Origin of the sequence: Aquincola tertiaricarbonis (assembly GCF_023573145.1) — a bacterium.
Taxonomy (GTDB): domain Bacteria; phylum Pseudomonadota; class Gammaproteobacteria; order Burkholderiales; family Burkholderiaceae_C; genus Aquincola; species Aquincola tertiaricarbonis_B.
The window spans coordinates 2,083,394-2,100,377 of the sequence record NZ_CP097635.1 but is presented as its reverse complement, the minus strand read 5'-3'; the positions used below and the strand labels follow the sequence as shown (position 1 = coordinate 2,100,377).

Here is a 16,984-nt window from a genome sequence, read left to right as displayed (position 1 = left end):
CCATGAACAAGACACACCGCCTGGTATGGAACGAGACCACCCGCACCTGGGTGGCCACCGCCGAAACCGCCCGCTCACGTGGCAAGCGCAGCACGGGCGTGCTGACGCTCGCGTGCGCCCTGCTGCCGCCGGCCGCACTGGCACAGCCGGCGCCCACCGCCTTGCCCAGCGGCGGACAGGTGGTGGCCGGCCAGGCCGCCATCCACCAGAACGGCGCGGCCATGACGGTGCAGCAGAGCAGCGACCGCGCGGCCATCGACTGGCAGCAGTTCAACGTCGGGCGCGACGCCCGCGTGCAGTTCCAGCAGCCCTCGGCGCAGTCGGTCACGCTCAACCGCGTGCAGGGGCCTGACGCCAGCCAGATCTTCGGCCGCATCACGGCCAACGGCCAGGTGTTCCTCAGCAACCCCAACGGCGTGTACTTCGCGCCCGGCGCCCGTGTGGACGTGGGCGGCCTGGTGGCCACCACGCACCGCATCAGCCTCGAAGACTTCATGGCCGGGCGCACGCGCTTCGAGCGCCAGGGCGCCACCGGCAGCGTGGTCAACGAAGGCGAGCTGCGGGCCGCGCTCGGCGGCTACATCGCGCTGCTGGCGCCCGAGGTGCGCAACCAGGGCCTGGTCATCGCCAACCTGGGCACCGTGGCGCTGGCCGCGGGCGAGGCCTTTGAACTGCAGTTCGATGCCAACCACACCCTCGCCAGCCTGCGCGTGGAGGCTTCCACGCTGCGCGCCATCGTCGACAACCGCAGCGCCGTGCTGGCCCCGGGCGGGCTGGTGATCCTGAGCGCGCAGGCCCTGGACCGGGTGCAGGGCGGCGTGGTGCGCAACAGCGGGCGCATCGAAGCCACGGGCCTGGCGCAGCGCGGCGGGCGCATCGTGCTCGAGGCCTCGGGCGCCATCGCCAACAGCGGCAGCATCAGCGCCAATGCCACGGCCGACGGCCCGGCCGGCAGCGTGCGGCTGCAGGCGCCGGAAGTGGTCAACAGCGGCAGCATCACGGCCGCCGGCAGCGCAGCGCATCCGCAGGGCGGCGGCATCGAGATCGTGGCCGGCGATTTCACGCAGACGGCTACTGGCAGCATCGACGCCAGTGCGCCCGTGCAAGGCGGCCGTGTGCAGGTGCGCGCCAGTGGGGCGGTGGAACTGGCCGGCCAGGTGACGGTCGCGGCCACGCAGGCACCGCCAGCGCCCGCCGCAGCACCCCCGGTGTCGGGCCAGCCGCCCGCCGACGCACCGGCGCCCGCGCGAGGCGGCGAGATTGACGTGCAGGCGTCGAAGATTCACCTGCCCGCCGCCACGCTGGATGCGTCCGGTGGTGATGGCGGGCGCATCGCACTGCATGCGAGCGAGCCCGCTGCACCTGCGCCCGCGGCCCCGGTGCCCGTGCCGGCCCCTGAGCGCGGCCAGGTGCTGCTGCAGGGTGCCACCCAACTCAGCACCCGCGGCCGCCGCGGCCAGGGCGGATCGATCACCTTGCTGGGCGACGACCTGCGGCTGCAGGAGCACACGGCGCTCGACGCCCGCGGCACCACCGGCGGCGGCCGCGTGCGTGTGGGCGGCGGCTGGCAGGGCGGCGAAGGCCTGTACCAGGCCACCACCGTGGCCCTGGACAGCGGTGCCCGCATCGACGCCAGCGCCACCGAGCAAGGCGATGGCGGCAGCGTGGTGCTGTGGAGCGACGTGACACGCGACGGCAGCCTGACCACCGCGCACGGCGAACTGCTGGCCCGGGCCGCAGGGCCTGGCGGCCAGGGCGGCCGCATTGAGACCTCGGGCCACCAGGTGGACACGCAGGGCGTGCGGGTGGACGCGGGCGCCCCGCAAGGCACGGGCGGCCTGTGGCTGGTCGACCCTTACAACTACACCATCGGCAGCACCCAGGCTGCGACCATCGCGGGCACGCTGAACACCGGCACCAGCGTCATCGTCACCACCGAGGACAACACCACCAGCCAGGGGGCCAGTGGCAACAGCGGCGACGTGGGCAACATCAACGTCAACAGCAGCATCAGCAAGACCAGCGGCGGAGATGCCACGCTGACGCTGAAGGCGCATGGCGACATCACCTTCAATGGCGCGAGCGTCACCAGCAGCAGCGGCAAGCTCAACCTGGTGCTCTGGTCTGACTGGGACAGCAGCAACGGCGGCGCCATCTGGCTCAACGGCAGCAGCACGGCCATCAGCGTGACCACCAACGGCGGCCATGTCTGGATGGGGGGCAACGGCTACAAGGCGGCCGGGAGCTCCACCACCTGGAACGGCCTGAGCGTGGGCACGGGCGTGGCCAACAGCCAAGCCACGACCACCGTCTTCGAAGGCGTGAACCTCAACCGGGTGACCCTCAACACGGGTGGCGGCCACCTCTCCGTCGCCGGCACCAACAACCGTTACAACAGCGGCGAGGCGCGCCTGGGCGTGGTGGTGAGCAACGGCAGCAGCGTGTCCACGGGCATCGGCAGCATCACGGTGCAGGGCACGTTGCGGGAGCGCAATGACACGCTGACCACCTACGCCGACCTGTACGGCGTGCGGATCGACAGCGCCAGCCTGTCCAGCACCGGCGGCGCCATCAGCATCGTCGGCGGCGATGCGGCCACCAACACCAACAACAAAGGCCTGTCAGGCTACGGCGTGCAGCTGCGCAACGCCAGCGTCACCAGCGTCTCGGGTGCCATTGACATCACCGGCATGGTGGGCGTCAACAACACCAGCGGCGGCGAGACGCGTGCCGGCATCCGGCTGGAAGCCGCGGGCGACAATACCCGCACCACGGTCTCGAGCACCAGCGGCAACGTCACGCTCACCGGCACCAGCTACGCCACCAACCATGCCGCGGGCAGCGGTATCTCGATGGCGACCAGCAAGGCTGTCAACGACGATGCGAACCACGCCGCCGTCAAAGTGGTGTCGCAGACCGGCCAGGTGACCCTGGTGGGCGACAGCCCCCACAACGACAACACCGGCAGCAGCGGCATCGCCTTCAACGGCGATTACTACGGCCGCTTCTTCCTGGGCGCCGACGAAAGCGGGCCCACGCACAGCCGCAAGCTCACGCTCAGCGCCAGCGGCCTGCATGCCTTCAACATGGCCGGCGGCGCGCTGCGCCTGCTGGGCAGCGGTGAGCTGGCCATCGAACCGCTGCGCGGCAACTTCAAGCGCGGCAGCAACGAGACGCCGCTGTTGGACTTCAACGTCTGGTGGAACTTCGGAAGCAGCCACAGCGCACTGACCCTGGGCATGGCGGGCAACAACAGCGACATCACGGTCTCCAACGCGCTGAGCGCGGCCGGGCCGATCCACATCCATGGCCGCAACCTCGCGGTCAACGCCAACCTGACGACCACGGCCGCGGGGGGCGCCATCCTGCTGAAAGCGAGTGGCGACATCACCACGAACGCCAGCCGCACGCTGCAGACGAACAACGGCGACCTGACGCTGTGGAGCGACAGCGACGGCACCGGCGGCGGCGCCATCACGCTGGGCCAGGGCAACACGCTCAACACGGCCAACGGCTTGAGCAGCCAGAGCACCGGCGGCGGCGCCATCACCCTGGGCGGCGGCAGGGGCAGCGCCACCGCCAGCACGGCGCTGGGCAGCACCGTGCCCGCTGGCGCAGCCAACTCTTCGACCGGCAACGGCATCACCATCAACTTCCAGGACGCCACGCTGGAGACCTCGATCATCTCCGGCGGCGGCGCCATCCGCTTGGTCGGCAGTTCGAGCGCCACCAACGGCATGGGCATCATTTGGAGTGAGCGGGGCACGCTGGACGCCGGCAACGGCACGCTGTACCTGGAAGGCAGCATAGGCAGCAGCAACAACACCTCGGTCAACGGCCACGGCATCGAGCTGGGCGCCTTTGGCGGCACCACCACCCTGCGTGCCGGCGGCGGCGATGCCGCCAGTGCTGCCATCACCCTGCTGGGCACTTTCCACGGCAGCAGCGCCGGCTGGGCCGGCGTGCAGACCAATGGCGGCTGGATGCAGGCCACCGGCGCCGGCGGCATCACGGTCACAGCCATGACGCCCAACCGGGGTACGGGCAACAGCCTGAACCTGGGCCTGGACGCGCTGGCCGCCAGCGGCCCGATCGCGCTGACTGCCGAGGGCCGCAGCGGCGTTGGGCTGCGCTATGGGGGCAAGATCGGCAAGGCGGCCACCACCACCACCAACAACAACAACAACAACAGCACCTCAGCAGTCACCAGCTCCAGCAGCGCGGTCACGCTGACCGGCGACGCCCTGGTGGTCAACGGCAGCATCGAGGTGGACACCAGCGGCACGCTGACCGTGCAGCCCTTCAACACCAGCTTCAGCAGCGCGCTGTCGTGGCCGGTGGCCAACTTCTCAGTGGCCAACATCACCGGCCTGACGCTGGGCAAGGCCGGCAACACGGCCAACATCACCGTGAACTCGGCGCAGACCGTCGCCGGGCCGATCCGCCTCATCGGCGGCGACCTCACGCTGGAGGCGGGCCTCACCGCCACCGGTAGCACCGTGACCCTGCAGGCCAGCGGCACGGTCAGCGACACGGACAGCGGCTTCGTCTCGGCCAGCGGGCTGCTGCTGCTGGGCGGCAACGTGGTGCTGGACAGCGCGAGCACCAACATCGGCACCCTGGCGGCCAGCGGCGTGGCCAGCCTGGACGTGCGCCACAGCGGCGCGCTGACCATCGGCACCGTGAGCGGCACCACCGGCATCAGTGCCACGGGCCCGGTGGCCGTCAGCACCGAGAGCGGCGACCTGACGCTGGCGGCGTTGGTCGAGACCACCCACACCGGCACCAGCGCCATCGTGCTCAATGCGGGCCGCGCCACGGGGGCGGGCACGGCCACCGGCGGCAACCTCATCGTCAGCGGCAGCCCCAGCGTGAGCACAGGCGCCAGCGGGCGCGCCACGCTCTACAGCGGATCGGTGGCCGGAAGCACCGGCCTGACGGCGCTGGTGGGCAGCGGCTCGGGCCGCTTCCGCTACAACAGCGACGAGAGCGCCACCAACTACAGCACCGCGCTGGGCAGCGGGCTCTATGGCATCTACCGCGAGCGGCCGACCGTGTCGTTGGGCTGGAACAACCAGAGCATGGTCTACGGCACGGCTCAGCCGGCCAACGCCTACACCGTCAACAGCGGCAGCCTGGTCAACGGCGATGTGCCAACGGCCACCCTGTCGGGCGCGGGGCCGTCCGGTGCCGGGCATCGGCCTGTCTCGGGCAGCCCCTATGCGGTGACGGACGATGGCGCGCTGCAGGCGCTGGGCTACAACGCCACGGCGAGCAACGGCAGCCTGACCGTGACGCGGCGGACGCTGACCGCCAGCTTCACCGGCGTGGACAAGGTGTACGACGGCGGCACCGCGGCCACGGTGACGCTGGGCGACGACCGCCTGGCGGGCGACGTGATGTCGCTGGCCTACGGCAGCGCCGGCTTCCTGGACAAGCAGGCCGGCAACGGCAAGACGGTCAATGTCAGCGGCCTCACGCTGTCGGGCGCGGACGCCGGCAACTACACGCTGGCCGCCACCAGCGGCAGCACCACGGCCGCCATCACGCCGCGCAGCCTGACCGTGACCTGGAGCGGCATCGACAAGGTGTACGACGGCGGCACCACGGCCAGCGTGGGCAGCAGCGACAACCGGCTGAACGGCGATGTGCTGACCGTCCTGCGCAGCGCGGACTTTGCCGATGCCAATGCCGGCAACGGCAAAGCGGTGAGCGTGACGGGCGTGAGCCTGTCGGGCGCCGATGCGCTGAACTACAGCGTGGCGGCCACCGGCAGCACCACGGCCGCCATCACGCCCAAGACCCTGACGCTGTCGGCCAGCAAGGAGTACGACGGCAGCACCGCGCTGGGCGCGGGCGCCGTCAGCCTGGGTGGCCTGGTGGGCAGCGAGACGCTGGGCTACAGCGGCGGCGCCGCCAGCAGCGCGCGCGTGGCCACGACGGGCAAGTACATCAGCAGCCTGACGCTGCTGGATGGCGCCAACGGCGGCCGGGCCGCCAACTACGCACTGCCCACCCTGAATGCGGCCAACGCGCCGGTGACCATCACGCCCAGGGCGCTCACCGCGACCGCCGCGATCGGCGGCACCACGACCAAGGCCTACGACGGCACCACTGCCGCCAGCGGCGCCACCGTCAGCGGCAGCATCAGCGGCGCCATTGCCGGCGACACGCTGGCGCTGGATGCCAGCGGGCTGACACTGTCCTACGACTCTGCGCATGTGGCCAGCGCCAGCCAGATCGCTGCCACCGGCAGCACCGGCTTCACGATCGGCAGCAGCAGCAGCGGCAGCCAGGCCAGCGACTACAGCTTCATCGGCCCCAGCATCGCGGCGGTGGCGGGCAGCATCACGCCCAAGGCGCTCACAGCGGCTGCCAGCATCGGCGGCATCTTGAGCAAGGTGTATGACGGCAGCGACGCGGCCAACGGCGCCACGGTCAGCGGCAGCGTCAGCGGCGCCATTGCCGGCGACGCGCTGGCACTGGACACCAGCGCGCTGACCCTGGCCTACAACTCGGCGCACGTGGCCAACGCCACGCAGATCGCGGCCAGCGGCAGCGCGGGCTTCATCATCAACGGCAGCACCAGCGGCAGCCAGGCCAGCGACTACAGCTTCACCGCGCCCACCATCGCCGCGGTGGCGGGCAGCATCACGCCCAAGGCGCTGACGGCCTCCGCCTCCATCGGTGGCAACACGACCAAGACCTACGACGGCAGCACCGCCGCCAGCGGCGCCACCGTCAGCGGCAGCGTCAGCGGCGCCATTGCCGGCGACGCGCTGGCACTGGACACCAGCACGCTGACCTTGGCCTACAACTCGGCGCACGTGGCCAGCGCCACGCAGATCGCGGCCAGCGGCAGCGCAGGCTTCGTCATCAACGGCAGCGCCAGCGGCAGCCAGGCCAGCGACTACAGCTTCACCGCGCCCACCATCGCGCCGGTGGCGGGCAGCATCACGCCCAAGGCGCTGACGGCAGCGGCCAGCATCGGCGGCACGTTGACCAAGGTCTATGACGGCAGCGCGGCGGCCCCGGGCGCCACCGTCAGCGGCAACGTCGGCGGCGCCATCGCCGGCGACACGCTGGCGCTGAATGCCAGCGGGCTGACGCTGTCCTACGACTCGGCGCACGTGGCCAGCGCCACGCAGATCGCGGCCAGCGGCAGCGCAGGCTTCGTCATCAACGGCAGCGCCAGCGGCAGCCAGGCCAGCGACTACAGCTTCACCGGCCCCAGCATCGCAGCGGTGGCGGGCAGCATCACGCCCAAGGCCTTGACGGCGACGGCCGCCATCGGTGGCACCACGTCCAAGGTCTACGACGGCACCACCGCCGCCATCGGCAACACCGTCAGCGGCAGCATCAGCGGCGCCATCGCCGGTGACACGCTCGCGCTGGATGCTAGCGGGCTGACCCTGGCCTACGACTCGGCGCACGTGGCCAGCGCCAGCCGGATCAGCGCCAGCGGCAGCACCGGCTTCGCGATCGGCGCCAGCAGCAACGGCAGCCAGGCCAGCGACTACAGCTTCAGCGAACCCAGCATCGCGTCGGTCGCCGGCAGCATCACGCCCAAGACGGTGACGGTGAGCGGGCTGACCGCCGCATCCAAGGTGTACGACGGCACCGACGCCGTCACGCTGACGCACATCGGCAGCCTGTCCGGCCTGGTGGGCAGCGAAACCCTGGGCCTGTCGCTGGCACAAGCGACTTTCGACAGCGCCCAGGCCGGCAGCGGCAAGACGGTGACGGCCAGCGGCTATGTACTGAGCAACGGCAGCGGCGGCCTGGCTTCCAACTACCAACTGGCGTCGACCAGCGCGACGACCACGGCCGACATCACCAAGGCCGTGCTGACGGTGATCGCCAACAACGATGCCCGCTTCGTGACCCAGGCGGACGCATCCGGCTACGCCGGAGTGGTCTACAGCGGCTTCGCAGCCGGCGAAACCGTGGCGGTGCTGAGCGGCGCGGCCACCGTGACGCGCAGCAACCCCGGCGACAACGCGGCCGGCCAGTACGCGGGTGTGCTGGTGCCGGACACCAGCGGCCTCAGCTCGGGCAACTACAGCTTCGTGGCGCGCAACGGCGACTTCACCATCGTGCCCGCCGGGCAGTTGCTGGTGCGTGTCGCGCCCACCACCACCGCCTACGGCAACGCCTCGCAATACACCTTGGCCAGCGCCCAGTACCTGGACAACGGCAACGTGATCCGCAACGTGGGCATCACGTCTGCGGGCGGCGACCGCTTCACCCTGGACGACGGGGTGGGGGGTTCGGCCTCGTTGACACTGGTGCCCGCAGGCGCCGGCACCTCCAGCGCGGGCTGGACTCGGGTGGGTGCCTGGCAACTGGCGCCCACCAACGTGAGCACGCAGAACGCCGGCAACTTCAGCAACACGCCGACCGTGGTGGGCAGCGAGACGGTGGTGGCCCGTGCCGTGAGCATCAGCGCCAGTGGCGGCATCAGCAAGGTGTACGACGGCACCGTGGGCATGCAGGGCCTGAGCCTGCAGATCAATGGCGCCGAGGCTGCGGACCAACTGAGCGTGAACGCCACCGGCAGCTTCGCCAGCAAGAACGCAGGCAGCAACCTGGCCTACACCATCACCGGGGTGGCACTCACCGGCGCAGATGCCGACAACTACACCCTGGCCAACGGCGGGGTCTTCGGCGGCAGCAACGGCAGCATCACACCCCGGAGCCTGACCACGACCTACACCGGTGTGAACAAGGTCTATGACGGCGGCACCACGGCCAACGTGATCGTTGGCGACAACCGCATCGCGGGCGACACGCTCACGGTGCAGGTGGCCGCCAATTTCAGCGACAAGAACGTGGGCACCGGCAAGCAGGTGACGGTCACGGGCGCCAGCCTGGCGGGCCCCGACGCCGGCAACTACACGCTGACCACCACCGGCGGCAGCACCACGGCCGACATCACCCGGCTGAACAGCGTGACCTGGACCGGCGGCGCCAGCGGCAACTGGTTCGACCCTGCCAACTGGGCCGGCGGGGCGGTGCCGGACCTGGCCAACGTGGCCAACGTCGTGATCCCGGCCGGCGTGGTGGTCCGCTTCGACACGGCCGGCGCGGTGGCCCCAGCACAGACCGGCCCGGTGCAGATCGACAGCCTGGGCGGCACCGGTGGCGGCCTGGTGCAGGCCAATGGCGCGCTGGACGTCGGCAGCGGCGGCGTCGCGCTGGCTTCGCTGACGCAGCAGGGGGGCGTGCTGAACAGCGCGGGCAACATCGCCCTCAACGACTTCAGCCAGACCGGCGGCGACACCCGCACCCAGGGCAACCTGACGGTGGACGGCCAATTCAACCAGGGGCCGAACGGCAGCGTGGCGGTGGGCGGCAACACCACCATCACCGATACCGCGGGCGGCACCACCATCGGCAACCTGCAGACCGGCGGCAACCTCGCCATCACCAGCACGGCCGGCGACATCACGCAGGCCGCGGGCACCACTATCGTCGCCGACGGCACGACCACGCTCGACGCCGCGGGCAGCAACGTCTCGCTCGACGGCGCTGCGAACGACTTCCGCGGCCCGCTGAACGCCACCGGGCAGAACATCACCGTGGTGGATGGCGCTGGAGGCCTTGTCCTCGGCAACATCGCGGCGACGGGTGGCCTCAACGCCACCAGCACCGGTGGCGATGTGACGCAGCAAGCCGGCTCGGTGATCAGCGTCAGCGGCGACACCACGGTGTCGGCCGCGGGCAGCAACATCACGCTCGATGGCGCCGCCAATGATTTCCGCGGGCCGCTCAACGCCACGGGGCAGAACATCACTGTGGTGGACGGCACTGGAGGCCTCGTCCTCGGCAACATCGCGGCGACGGGTGGCCTCAACGCCACCAGCACCGGTGGTGATGTGGCGCAGCAAGCCGGCTCGGTGATCAACGTCAACGGCACGACCACGATCGACGCCGCAGGCAGCAACATCACGCTCGATGGCGCCGCCAATGACTTCCGCGGGCCACTGAACGCCACGGGGCAGAACATCACCGTGGTGGACGGGACCGGCGGCCTGGTCATCGGCAACATCGCGGCGACGGGTGGCCTCAACGCCACCAGCACCGGTGGTGATGTCACGCAGCAGGCCGGCTCGGCGATCAGCGTCAGCGGCGACACCACGGTGTCGGCCGCGGGCAGCAACGTCACGCTCGATGGCGCCGCCAACGACTTCCGCGGCCCGCTCAACGCCACGGGGCAGAACATCACCGTGGTGGACGGCACCGGCGGCCTCGTCCTCGGCAACATCGCGGCGACGGGTAGCCTCAATGCCACCAGCACCGGCGGCGGCATCACGCAGTCGAGCGGCAGCAGGCTTGTCGTTCAGGGAACCGCTGCGCTCTCGTCGCCCGGCTTCCGCGTCGATCTGGCGACCGCAGGCAACAGCTTCGGGGCGGGACTGCTGGTCAACGGCGCGAGTCCGTCCAGCCAGACGCCCGTGCCCCTGGTGTTGCCGCCCGTCGTGCCCCCGGCCCCCTTGCCGGTGCCCGCGACGGCGCCACAGGCCATCGAGGCATCGGCGTTGCGTGCCGACCCGGCCGGCTCCACGGTCACCATCGCGGGCAGCGGCACACGCACGGCACAGGCGCTGGGCGACGGGGTGGCGGTGCGCGTGCTGGATGATCCACGCACGCAAGGCACGGGCCTGGTGGCGGTGCAGGTGCCCCGGCAGATGCTGGCCACGGGCTTCAGCTTCGCGCTGCCGGAGGCGCTCACCGCCGGCCTTCCGCCCGACACGCCTGTCACGGCCACGCTGGAGAGTGGCGAGCCGCTGCCGGCCTGGCTCCAGTTCGATGCACAGCGGCGCCGTTTCAGCGCCACCGCGGTGCCGGAAAACGGCCTGCCCCTGCGCTTGCGACTGCGCATGGGTGACCGCACCGTGGTCATCCTGGTCACCGCCGCGGCGGCCACCCCATGAGTGGCCAGCCGGCATCAGGCTGCGCGGTGCTCCACCTGTCTAGACAAGCACCGCCACCCGCTGCCCCGCCGCCACGGCGCCGCCTTCGCGGCAGCACAGGCGCAGCACGCGGCCGCTGGCGGGGGCGGGTATGCTGAACTCCATCTTCATGCTTTCCACCACCAGCAGCGGCTGGCCTTCGGCCACCTCGTCGCCCTCCTGCACCAGCAGCTTCCACACGCTGCCGGGCACCTGGGTGTCCACCGCGTGGGCGCCTGCGGGCAGCGCGTCGTCGGTGCTGGGTGGCGGGCCGGCCTCGTCGCCCACGTACTCGGCCTGGCCGGCTTCGCGCCAGCGCTCACGCTCGGCGGCAAAGGCGGCCTGCTGCTGCGCGCGGAAGCTGGCGATGCTGGCTGCATGCTCCTGCAGGAAAGCGCTGTAGTCGCGCAGCGAGAAACGGCCCGGCTCGGTGCGCAGCCGGTAGCGCCCGGCCGGAAAGTCGCGGCGGATCTGCGCCAGTTCCTGCTCGCTCACCGGGTAGAAGCGGATCTGGTCGAAGAAGCGCAGCAGCCAGGGCTTGCCAGCCTCAAAGTCCAGCGCACCGTCGCGCTCGTCGCGCCAGCGGTTCCACATCTGCAGCGTGCGGCCCACGAACTGGTAGCCGCCCGGGCCTTCCATGCCGTAGATGCACAGGTAGGCGCCGCCGATGCCCACCGCGTTTTCGGGCGTCCAGGTGCGGGCCGGGTTGTACTTGGTGGTCACCAGCCGGTGGCGCGGGTCCAGCGGCGTGGCCACCGGCGCGCCCAGGTACACGTCGCCCAGGCCCATCACCAGGTAGCGGGCATCGAACACGGTGCGCAGCACCTCGTCGATGGAGCCCAGGCCGTTGATGCGGCGGATGAACTCGATGTTGCTCGGGCACCAGGGCGCATCGGGCCGCACCGACTGCATGTACTTCTCGATGGCCAGCCGCGTGCTGGGGTCGTCCCACGACAGCGGCAGCCACACCGTGCGTGAGGGCACCTCCAGGTGGTCGGTGGGGCCCAGCGCCGCATCGGCGGCCAGCAGTTCGTCCATCAGGCGCTGGCGCGGCAGGCGCACAGGGTCGAAGTGCACCTGCAGCGAGCGGATGCCCGGCGTGAGGTCGATGACGCCGGCCAGCGCGCGCTGCTGCAGCGCGCCCATCAGCGCATGCACCCGCAGCCGCAGGGCGATGTCCAGCGCCAGCGGGCCGTATTCCAGCAGCAGGTAGCGGTCGCCGGCCTGGCGCAGCGCCAGCGCGGGCCGCTCGGCCGAAGCCGCTTGTTCATGCAGCAGCGGGCTGGGCAGCGCGGCGGTGTCGACCACGACATCGACAGGCAACTCGCCCAGCCTGCCCTCCCCCGCCGCGGCCGCATCGAGCGCGGCCTGCAGCGCCAGGGCTTGTTCGTAGGTCACCGGCACGAAGCGCACGCTGTCGCCCGGCCGCAGCTGGCCCAGCTTCCAGCGCTCGGCCGCCACCACCACCGCGGGGCAGACAAAGCCGCCCAGGCTGGGACCGTCTGGCCCCAGGATCACCGGCATGTCGCCGGTGAAGTCGATGGCGCCGATGGCATAGGCGTTGTCGTGGATGTTGGACGGGTGCAGCCCGGCCTCGCCGCCATCGGGCCGCGCCCATTGCGGCTTGGGACCGATCAGCCGCACGCCGGTGCGGCTGGAGTTGTAGTGCACCTGCCAGTCGGCGGCAAAGAACGTGGCGATGTCGGCAGGCGTGAAGAAGTCGGGCGCGCCATGCGGCCCGTACAGCACGCCGATGCGCCACTCGCGCGTGGGCGCAGGCGGCAGAACGGCCGGGGGCTCGAACAGCGGCTGGCCTGCGGGCTCGGCGCCCACCGGCAGCAGATCACCCGCCCGCAGCGTGCGCCCGCCATGGCCGCCGAACTGCCCCAGCGTGAAGGTGGACCGGCTGCCCAGGTACAGCGGCACGTCGATGCCGCCGCGCACCGCCAGGTAGCTGCGCGCGCCCGCTTCCAGCGTGCCCAGGCGCAGCACCGCGCCGGCCGGCAGCGCATGGGCGCGGCCAGGGGCCAGCGGCTGCGGGCCGCCGGGCCCTTCCAGCGTGGCCGGCATCGGCGCGCCGCCCAGCGCCACCACGGCCGGCGCATGAAAGCGCAGCGTGGGGCCGGACAGCGTGCATTCCAGCGTAGCGGCGTCGGCCGCATTGCCCACCAGCCGGTTGGCGATGCGGTGGCCCAGTTCGTCCATCGGGCCCGAGGGCGGCACGCCCACGTCCCAGTGGCCCAGGCGGCCGGGCCAGTCCTGCACGCTGGTCATCACGCCGGGCGCCATCACCTCCACCGCCCGCGGCACCGGCGCAAAGCTGCCCAGCGTGGCGGTGACGATGCGGCCTTCGGTGAACACCGGCTCATGGCTGAGGGCACGCAGGTAATCGAGGTTGGTGGCGATGCCGGCCAGCCGCGTGTCGGCCAGCGCCGCCTGCAGCCTGGCCACGGCCTCGGCGCGGTCGCGGCCGGTGGCGATCAGCTTGGCCAGCATCGGGTCGTAGTGGGGCGGCACGTCGGTGCCGCGGGCCACCCAGGTGTCCACCCGCACGCCGGGCGGAAACACCACCTCGGTGAGCAAGCCGGCCGAAGGCTGGAACTGCCGCGCCGGGTCTTCGGCATACAGCCGCACCTGGATGGCGGCGCCCTGGGGCTGCGGTGCCCGCAAAGCCAGTGTGCCCTGCTGCGCGAGCTGCACCATCCAGGCCACCAGGTCGATGCCGGTGACCTGCTCGGTCACGCCATGCTCCACCTGCAGCCGGGTGTTCACTTCCAGGAAGTAGAACTCGCCGCTGTCGGCATCCAGCACGAATTCCACCGTGCCGGCCGAGCGGTACTGCACCGCCGCCGCCAGCCGCACTGCGGCTTCGCACAGCGCGGCGCGGGTGGCGGCGGGCAGGCCGGGCGCCGGGGTTTCTTCCACCACCTTCTGGTGACGGCGCTGGGCGCTGCAGTCGCGCTCACCCAGTGCGATGACTTCGCCATGGCCGTTGCCGAACACCTGCACCTCGATGTGGCGCGCCCGTTCGACGAACTTCTCCAGGTACAGGCCCGCGTCCTTGAAGTTGGCCTGCGCCAGGCGCTGCACCGCCTCCCAGGCGGGCGGCAGCTCGGCCGCGCTGCGCACCAGCCGCATGCCGATGCCGCCACCGCCCGCGGTGCTCTTGAGCATCAGCGGGTAGCCGATGCGCTCGGCCGCCTGCTGCGCCTCGGCCAGGCTGGCCAGCAGGCCCGTGCCCGGCAGCAGCGGCACGCCATGGGCCTGGGCCAGCTGCCGCGCGGTGTGCTTGAGGCCGAAGGCCCGCATCTGCGCCGCGGTGGGGCCGATGAAGGCGATGCCCGCGGCCTCGCAGGCTTCGGCGAAGCCGGGGTTCTCGCTCAGGAAGCCGTAGCCGGGATGGATGGCGCCGGCGCCGGTCTCGCGCGCGGCGGCCAGGATGCGCTCGGCATTCAGGTAGCTTTGCGCGGCAGGTGCGGGGCCGATGCACACCGCGCGGTCGGCCTGCTGCACATGGGCGGCATCGGCGTCGGCCTCGGAGTACACGGCCACCGACTTCAGGCCCAGGGCCTGGAGGGTGCGCAGGATGCGGCAGGCGATGGCGCCGCGGTTGGCGATGAGAACGGTGTCGAACATGGCGCGCCTCTCAGGCCCCGTCCCACACCAGGAACTCGACCGGTGTGGGATGGTAGGCATTGCAGGGGTTGTTGAGCTGCGGGCAGTTGGACACCAGCATGTACAAGTCCATCTCGGCGCGCAGCTCCACGTACTTGCCGGGGCCGCTCACGCCATCGGCAAAGGTGAGCTGGCCGTCTTCCGTCACCGGCACGTTCATGAAGAAGTTGACGTTGGGCACCAGGTCGCGCTTGCCCAGGCCCACGTCGGCGTTCTGCAGCGCCAGCAGGTAGTTGTCGCGGCAGCTGTGCATGAACTTCTTCTGCAGCGCATAGCGCACGGTGTTGCTTTCGGCCGCGCAGGCGCCGCCCAGGGTGTCGTGGCGGCCGCAGGTGTCGGCCACGATGCGCAGCATCGGCCGGCCCAGGTTGCTCACCAGCACCGAGCCGGTGGTCAGGTAGATGCCGCCCTGGCGCAACAGCGTGTCGGTGGCGCTGTAGTGCTCGGCCGCTTCATGGCGGGCGTAGAAGATCACGTCCACCGCCTGGTTGCCTTCCAGGTCGACAATGCGCAGGGTCTGGCCTTGGCGCAGCTCGGTGAACCAGGGCTCGCCGGCCGGCTGGCGGTGGCGCACGACTGCGTCTTCAGGCCGCAGCGCGCTGGGCTGCAGGCGCATGGCGGTGGCCGCTGGGGTGGTGGGCTCGATGGGGGTGTCGGTCGTCATGGCAGTCGGTCCTCAGCTGATCGCGAACACGTCGCTGTTGTGCAGCGCGCGCGCCGTCTCGGGGCGAAAGCGCCGGCACGGGTCGTCGGCGGGTGCGGGCCCGCGGCGCCAGGCGGCGATGCCCAGGCGGCCGGGCGCATAAGCGGGGCGCGGGTCCAGCGGATGGGGCGCCGTGCTCAGCGCCAGGATCACGTCCATGTCCATGCGCAGCTCCACCTGCGCGCCCTTCACACTGCGTTCGGCGTCGAAGATGAAGCGGCCCTGCCCGTCCACCACCACCTTGCTGAACAGGTTCACCGGCGCAATCTGGTCGCGCAGCGTCAGGCCGTGCTTGCCGGTCTCGATCAAGAGGCCGTCGCGGCCGCTGCGCTGCATGGCATTGCGGTGGTCCTCGAAGCGCTTGGCGCCGTAGCGCGCCTCCATCGTCGGCGTGTCGAGCAGCGCGCCCAGCGGGTCGTGCCAGCCCAGCGTATCGACCGTGAACGAGGCCATCGCGCGGCCCATGTCGCTCATCAGCACATGGCCGGCGCGGTAGTGGGCGGTGTGCTGGGCCTTCAGGCTGTCGGGCATGTTGTAGCGCTCCAGCGTGTCGTGGGCGGCGTACAGCACTACCGAGGCATTGACGCGCTCGTCCAGCGCCACGAAGCGCAGTGCGGTGCCGCGGCGCAGCCGCCAGCTCCAGTGCGCGCCGCCGGGCACGATTTCGCTGAAAGCCACCAGCTCGGCCGGCAGCTCGGGCGCAAAGCGCTGCCACAGCGGCAGCGCGTCCACCGGCCGTTCGGCCGGCGGGTTGTCCTGAGTGTGCACCGGGGGTTGAACTTGATTGGACATGTGCATGCCTTTCTTCATTCGGTGAGGTCGAGAGAGCCGGCCTGCGACAGCTTGGCCAGCAGCTCGAAGTCGGTCTGCATGCCCGAGGTGGCGCGGATGCGCGCCAGCACCTCGCGCTTGAGCTCGTTGAACGCGGGCGCCAGCTTCATGTCCTGCTGGCGTTCGGCGGGCAGCGGTACTTGGTACACGGTGTCGATGCGGCCGGGGCGCGGCGCCATCAGCACCACCTGGCGGCCCAGGTACAGCGCTTCTTCCACGTCGTGGGTGACGAAGACGATGGTGCTGCGCTCCAGCCGGTGCACGTGCAGGATGAGGTCGTGCATCACCTCGCGGGTCTGCGCGTCCAGCGCGCCGAAGGGCTCGTCCATCAGCAGCACCTGCGGCCGGCTCATCAGCGCGCGGGCAATGGCCACCCGCTGCTGCATGCCGCCCGACAGCTGGCTGGGGTAGTGGCGGGCCACGTGGGTCAGGCCCATCAGGCGCAGCAGTGCGTCGGCACGGCCGGCGGCGGCCTCCACGTCGGCGGCGGTGCGGTCCTGCGTGTGCACCTTCAGCTGGCGGCTGAAGCGGATGTTCTCCAGCACCGTGAGCCACGGGTACAGGCTGTAGTGCTGGAACACCATCGCGCGGTCGGCGCCCGGGCCCTCGATGGGCTGGCCGTCGCACAGCAGCGTGCCGGCGCTGCGGTGCTCCAGCCCGGCCAGCGTGCGCAGCAGCGTGCTCTTGCCGCAGCCCGAGGCGCCCACCAGCGTGACGAAGGCGTTCTCTTCGATGTCCAGGTTCACGTCCTGCAGCGCCACGGTGGTGCCGAAATGCTTCCACAGCCCCTGCACGCGGATCTTGGGTGATGTGCTCATGC

The 16,984-nt window shown here is 71.1% G+C and carries 5 protein-coding genes; 1 reads left to right on the top strand and 4 read right to left on the bottom strand.

Annotated elements, in window-relative coordinates; all coding sequences use genetic code 11:
* Positions 1-2 precede the first annotated feature (2 nt).
* Complete coding sequence (locus MW290_RS09640) at positions 3-10,937, top strand: YDG domain-containing protein (protein ID WP_250194452.1); 10,935 nt, start codon at positions 3-5, stop codon at positions 10,935-10,937.
* A gap of 39 nt (positions 10,938-10,976) precedes the next feature.
* On the opposite strand, the gene uca is transcribed toward MW290_RS09640, so the two are convergent.
* From uca to MW290_RS09620, 4 genes are read right to left on the bottom strand one after another with little or no spacing between them, the layout of a single operon-like run.
* A complete protein-coding gene (uca, locus tag MW290_RS09635) occupies positions 10,977-14,591 on the bottom strand; it encodes an urea carboxylase (protein WP_250194451.1) in 3,615 nt (1,204 codons plus the stop codon).
* A 10-nt stretch (positions 14,592-14,601) separates the two neighbouring features.
* A complete protein-coding gene (locus tag MW290_RS09630) occupies positions 14,602-15,246 on the bottom strand; it encodes an urea amidolyase associated protein UAAP2 (RefSeq protein WP_250196640.1) in 645 nt (214 codons plus the stop codon).
* A 60-nt stretch (positions 15,247-15,306) separates the two neighbouring features.
* The gene (locus tag MW290_RS09625; RefSeq protein WP_250194450.1) at positions 15,307-16,125 is read right to left on the bottom strand and encodes an urea amidolyase associated protein UAAP1; all 819 of its coding nucleotides are present in this window, start codon (positions 16,123-16,125) and stop codon (positions 15,307-15,309) included.
* 14 nt (positions 16,126-16,139) lie between these two features.
* Entirely contained in the window at positions 16,140-16,982 is an 843-nt protein-coding gene (locus tag MW290_RS09620; protein WP_250194449.1) for an ABC transporter ATP-binding protein, read from the bottom strand.
* Positions 16,983-16,984 lie beyond the last annotated feature (2 nt).

What these genes read in the sequence shown, in the direction of transcription:
- MW290_RS09630 (WP_250196640.1), bottom strand. Translation starts at nt 15,246, where the DNA reads ATGCGCCTGCAGCCCAGCGCGCTGCGGCCTGAAGACGCAGTCGTGCGC.
- MW290_RS09625 (WP_250194450.1), bottom strand. Translation starts at nt 16,125, where the DNA reads ATGTCCAATCAAGTTCAACCCCCGGTGCACACTCAGGACAACCCGCCG.
- MW290_RS09620 (WP_250194449.1), bottom strand. Translation starts at nt 16,982, where the DNA reads ATGAGCACATCACCCAAGATCCGCGTGCAGGGGCTGTGGAAGCATTTC.
- uca (WP_250194451.1), bottom strand. Translation starts at nt 14,591, where the DNA reads ATGTTCGACACCGTTCTCATCGCCAACCGCGGCGCCATCGCCTGCCGC.
- MW290_RS09640 (WP_250194452.1), top strand. Translation starts at nt 3, where the DNA reads ATGAACAAGACACACCGCCTGGTATGGAACGAGACCACCCGCACCTGG.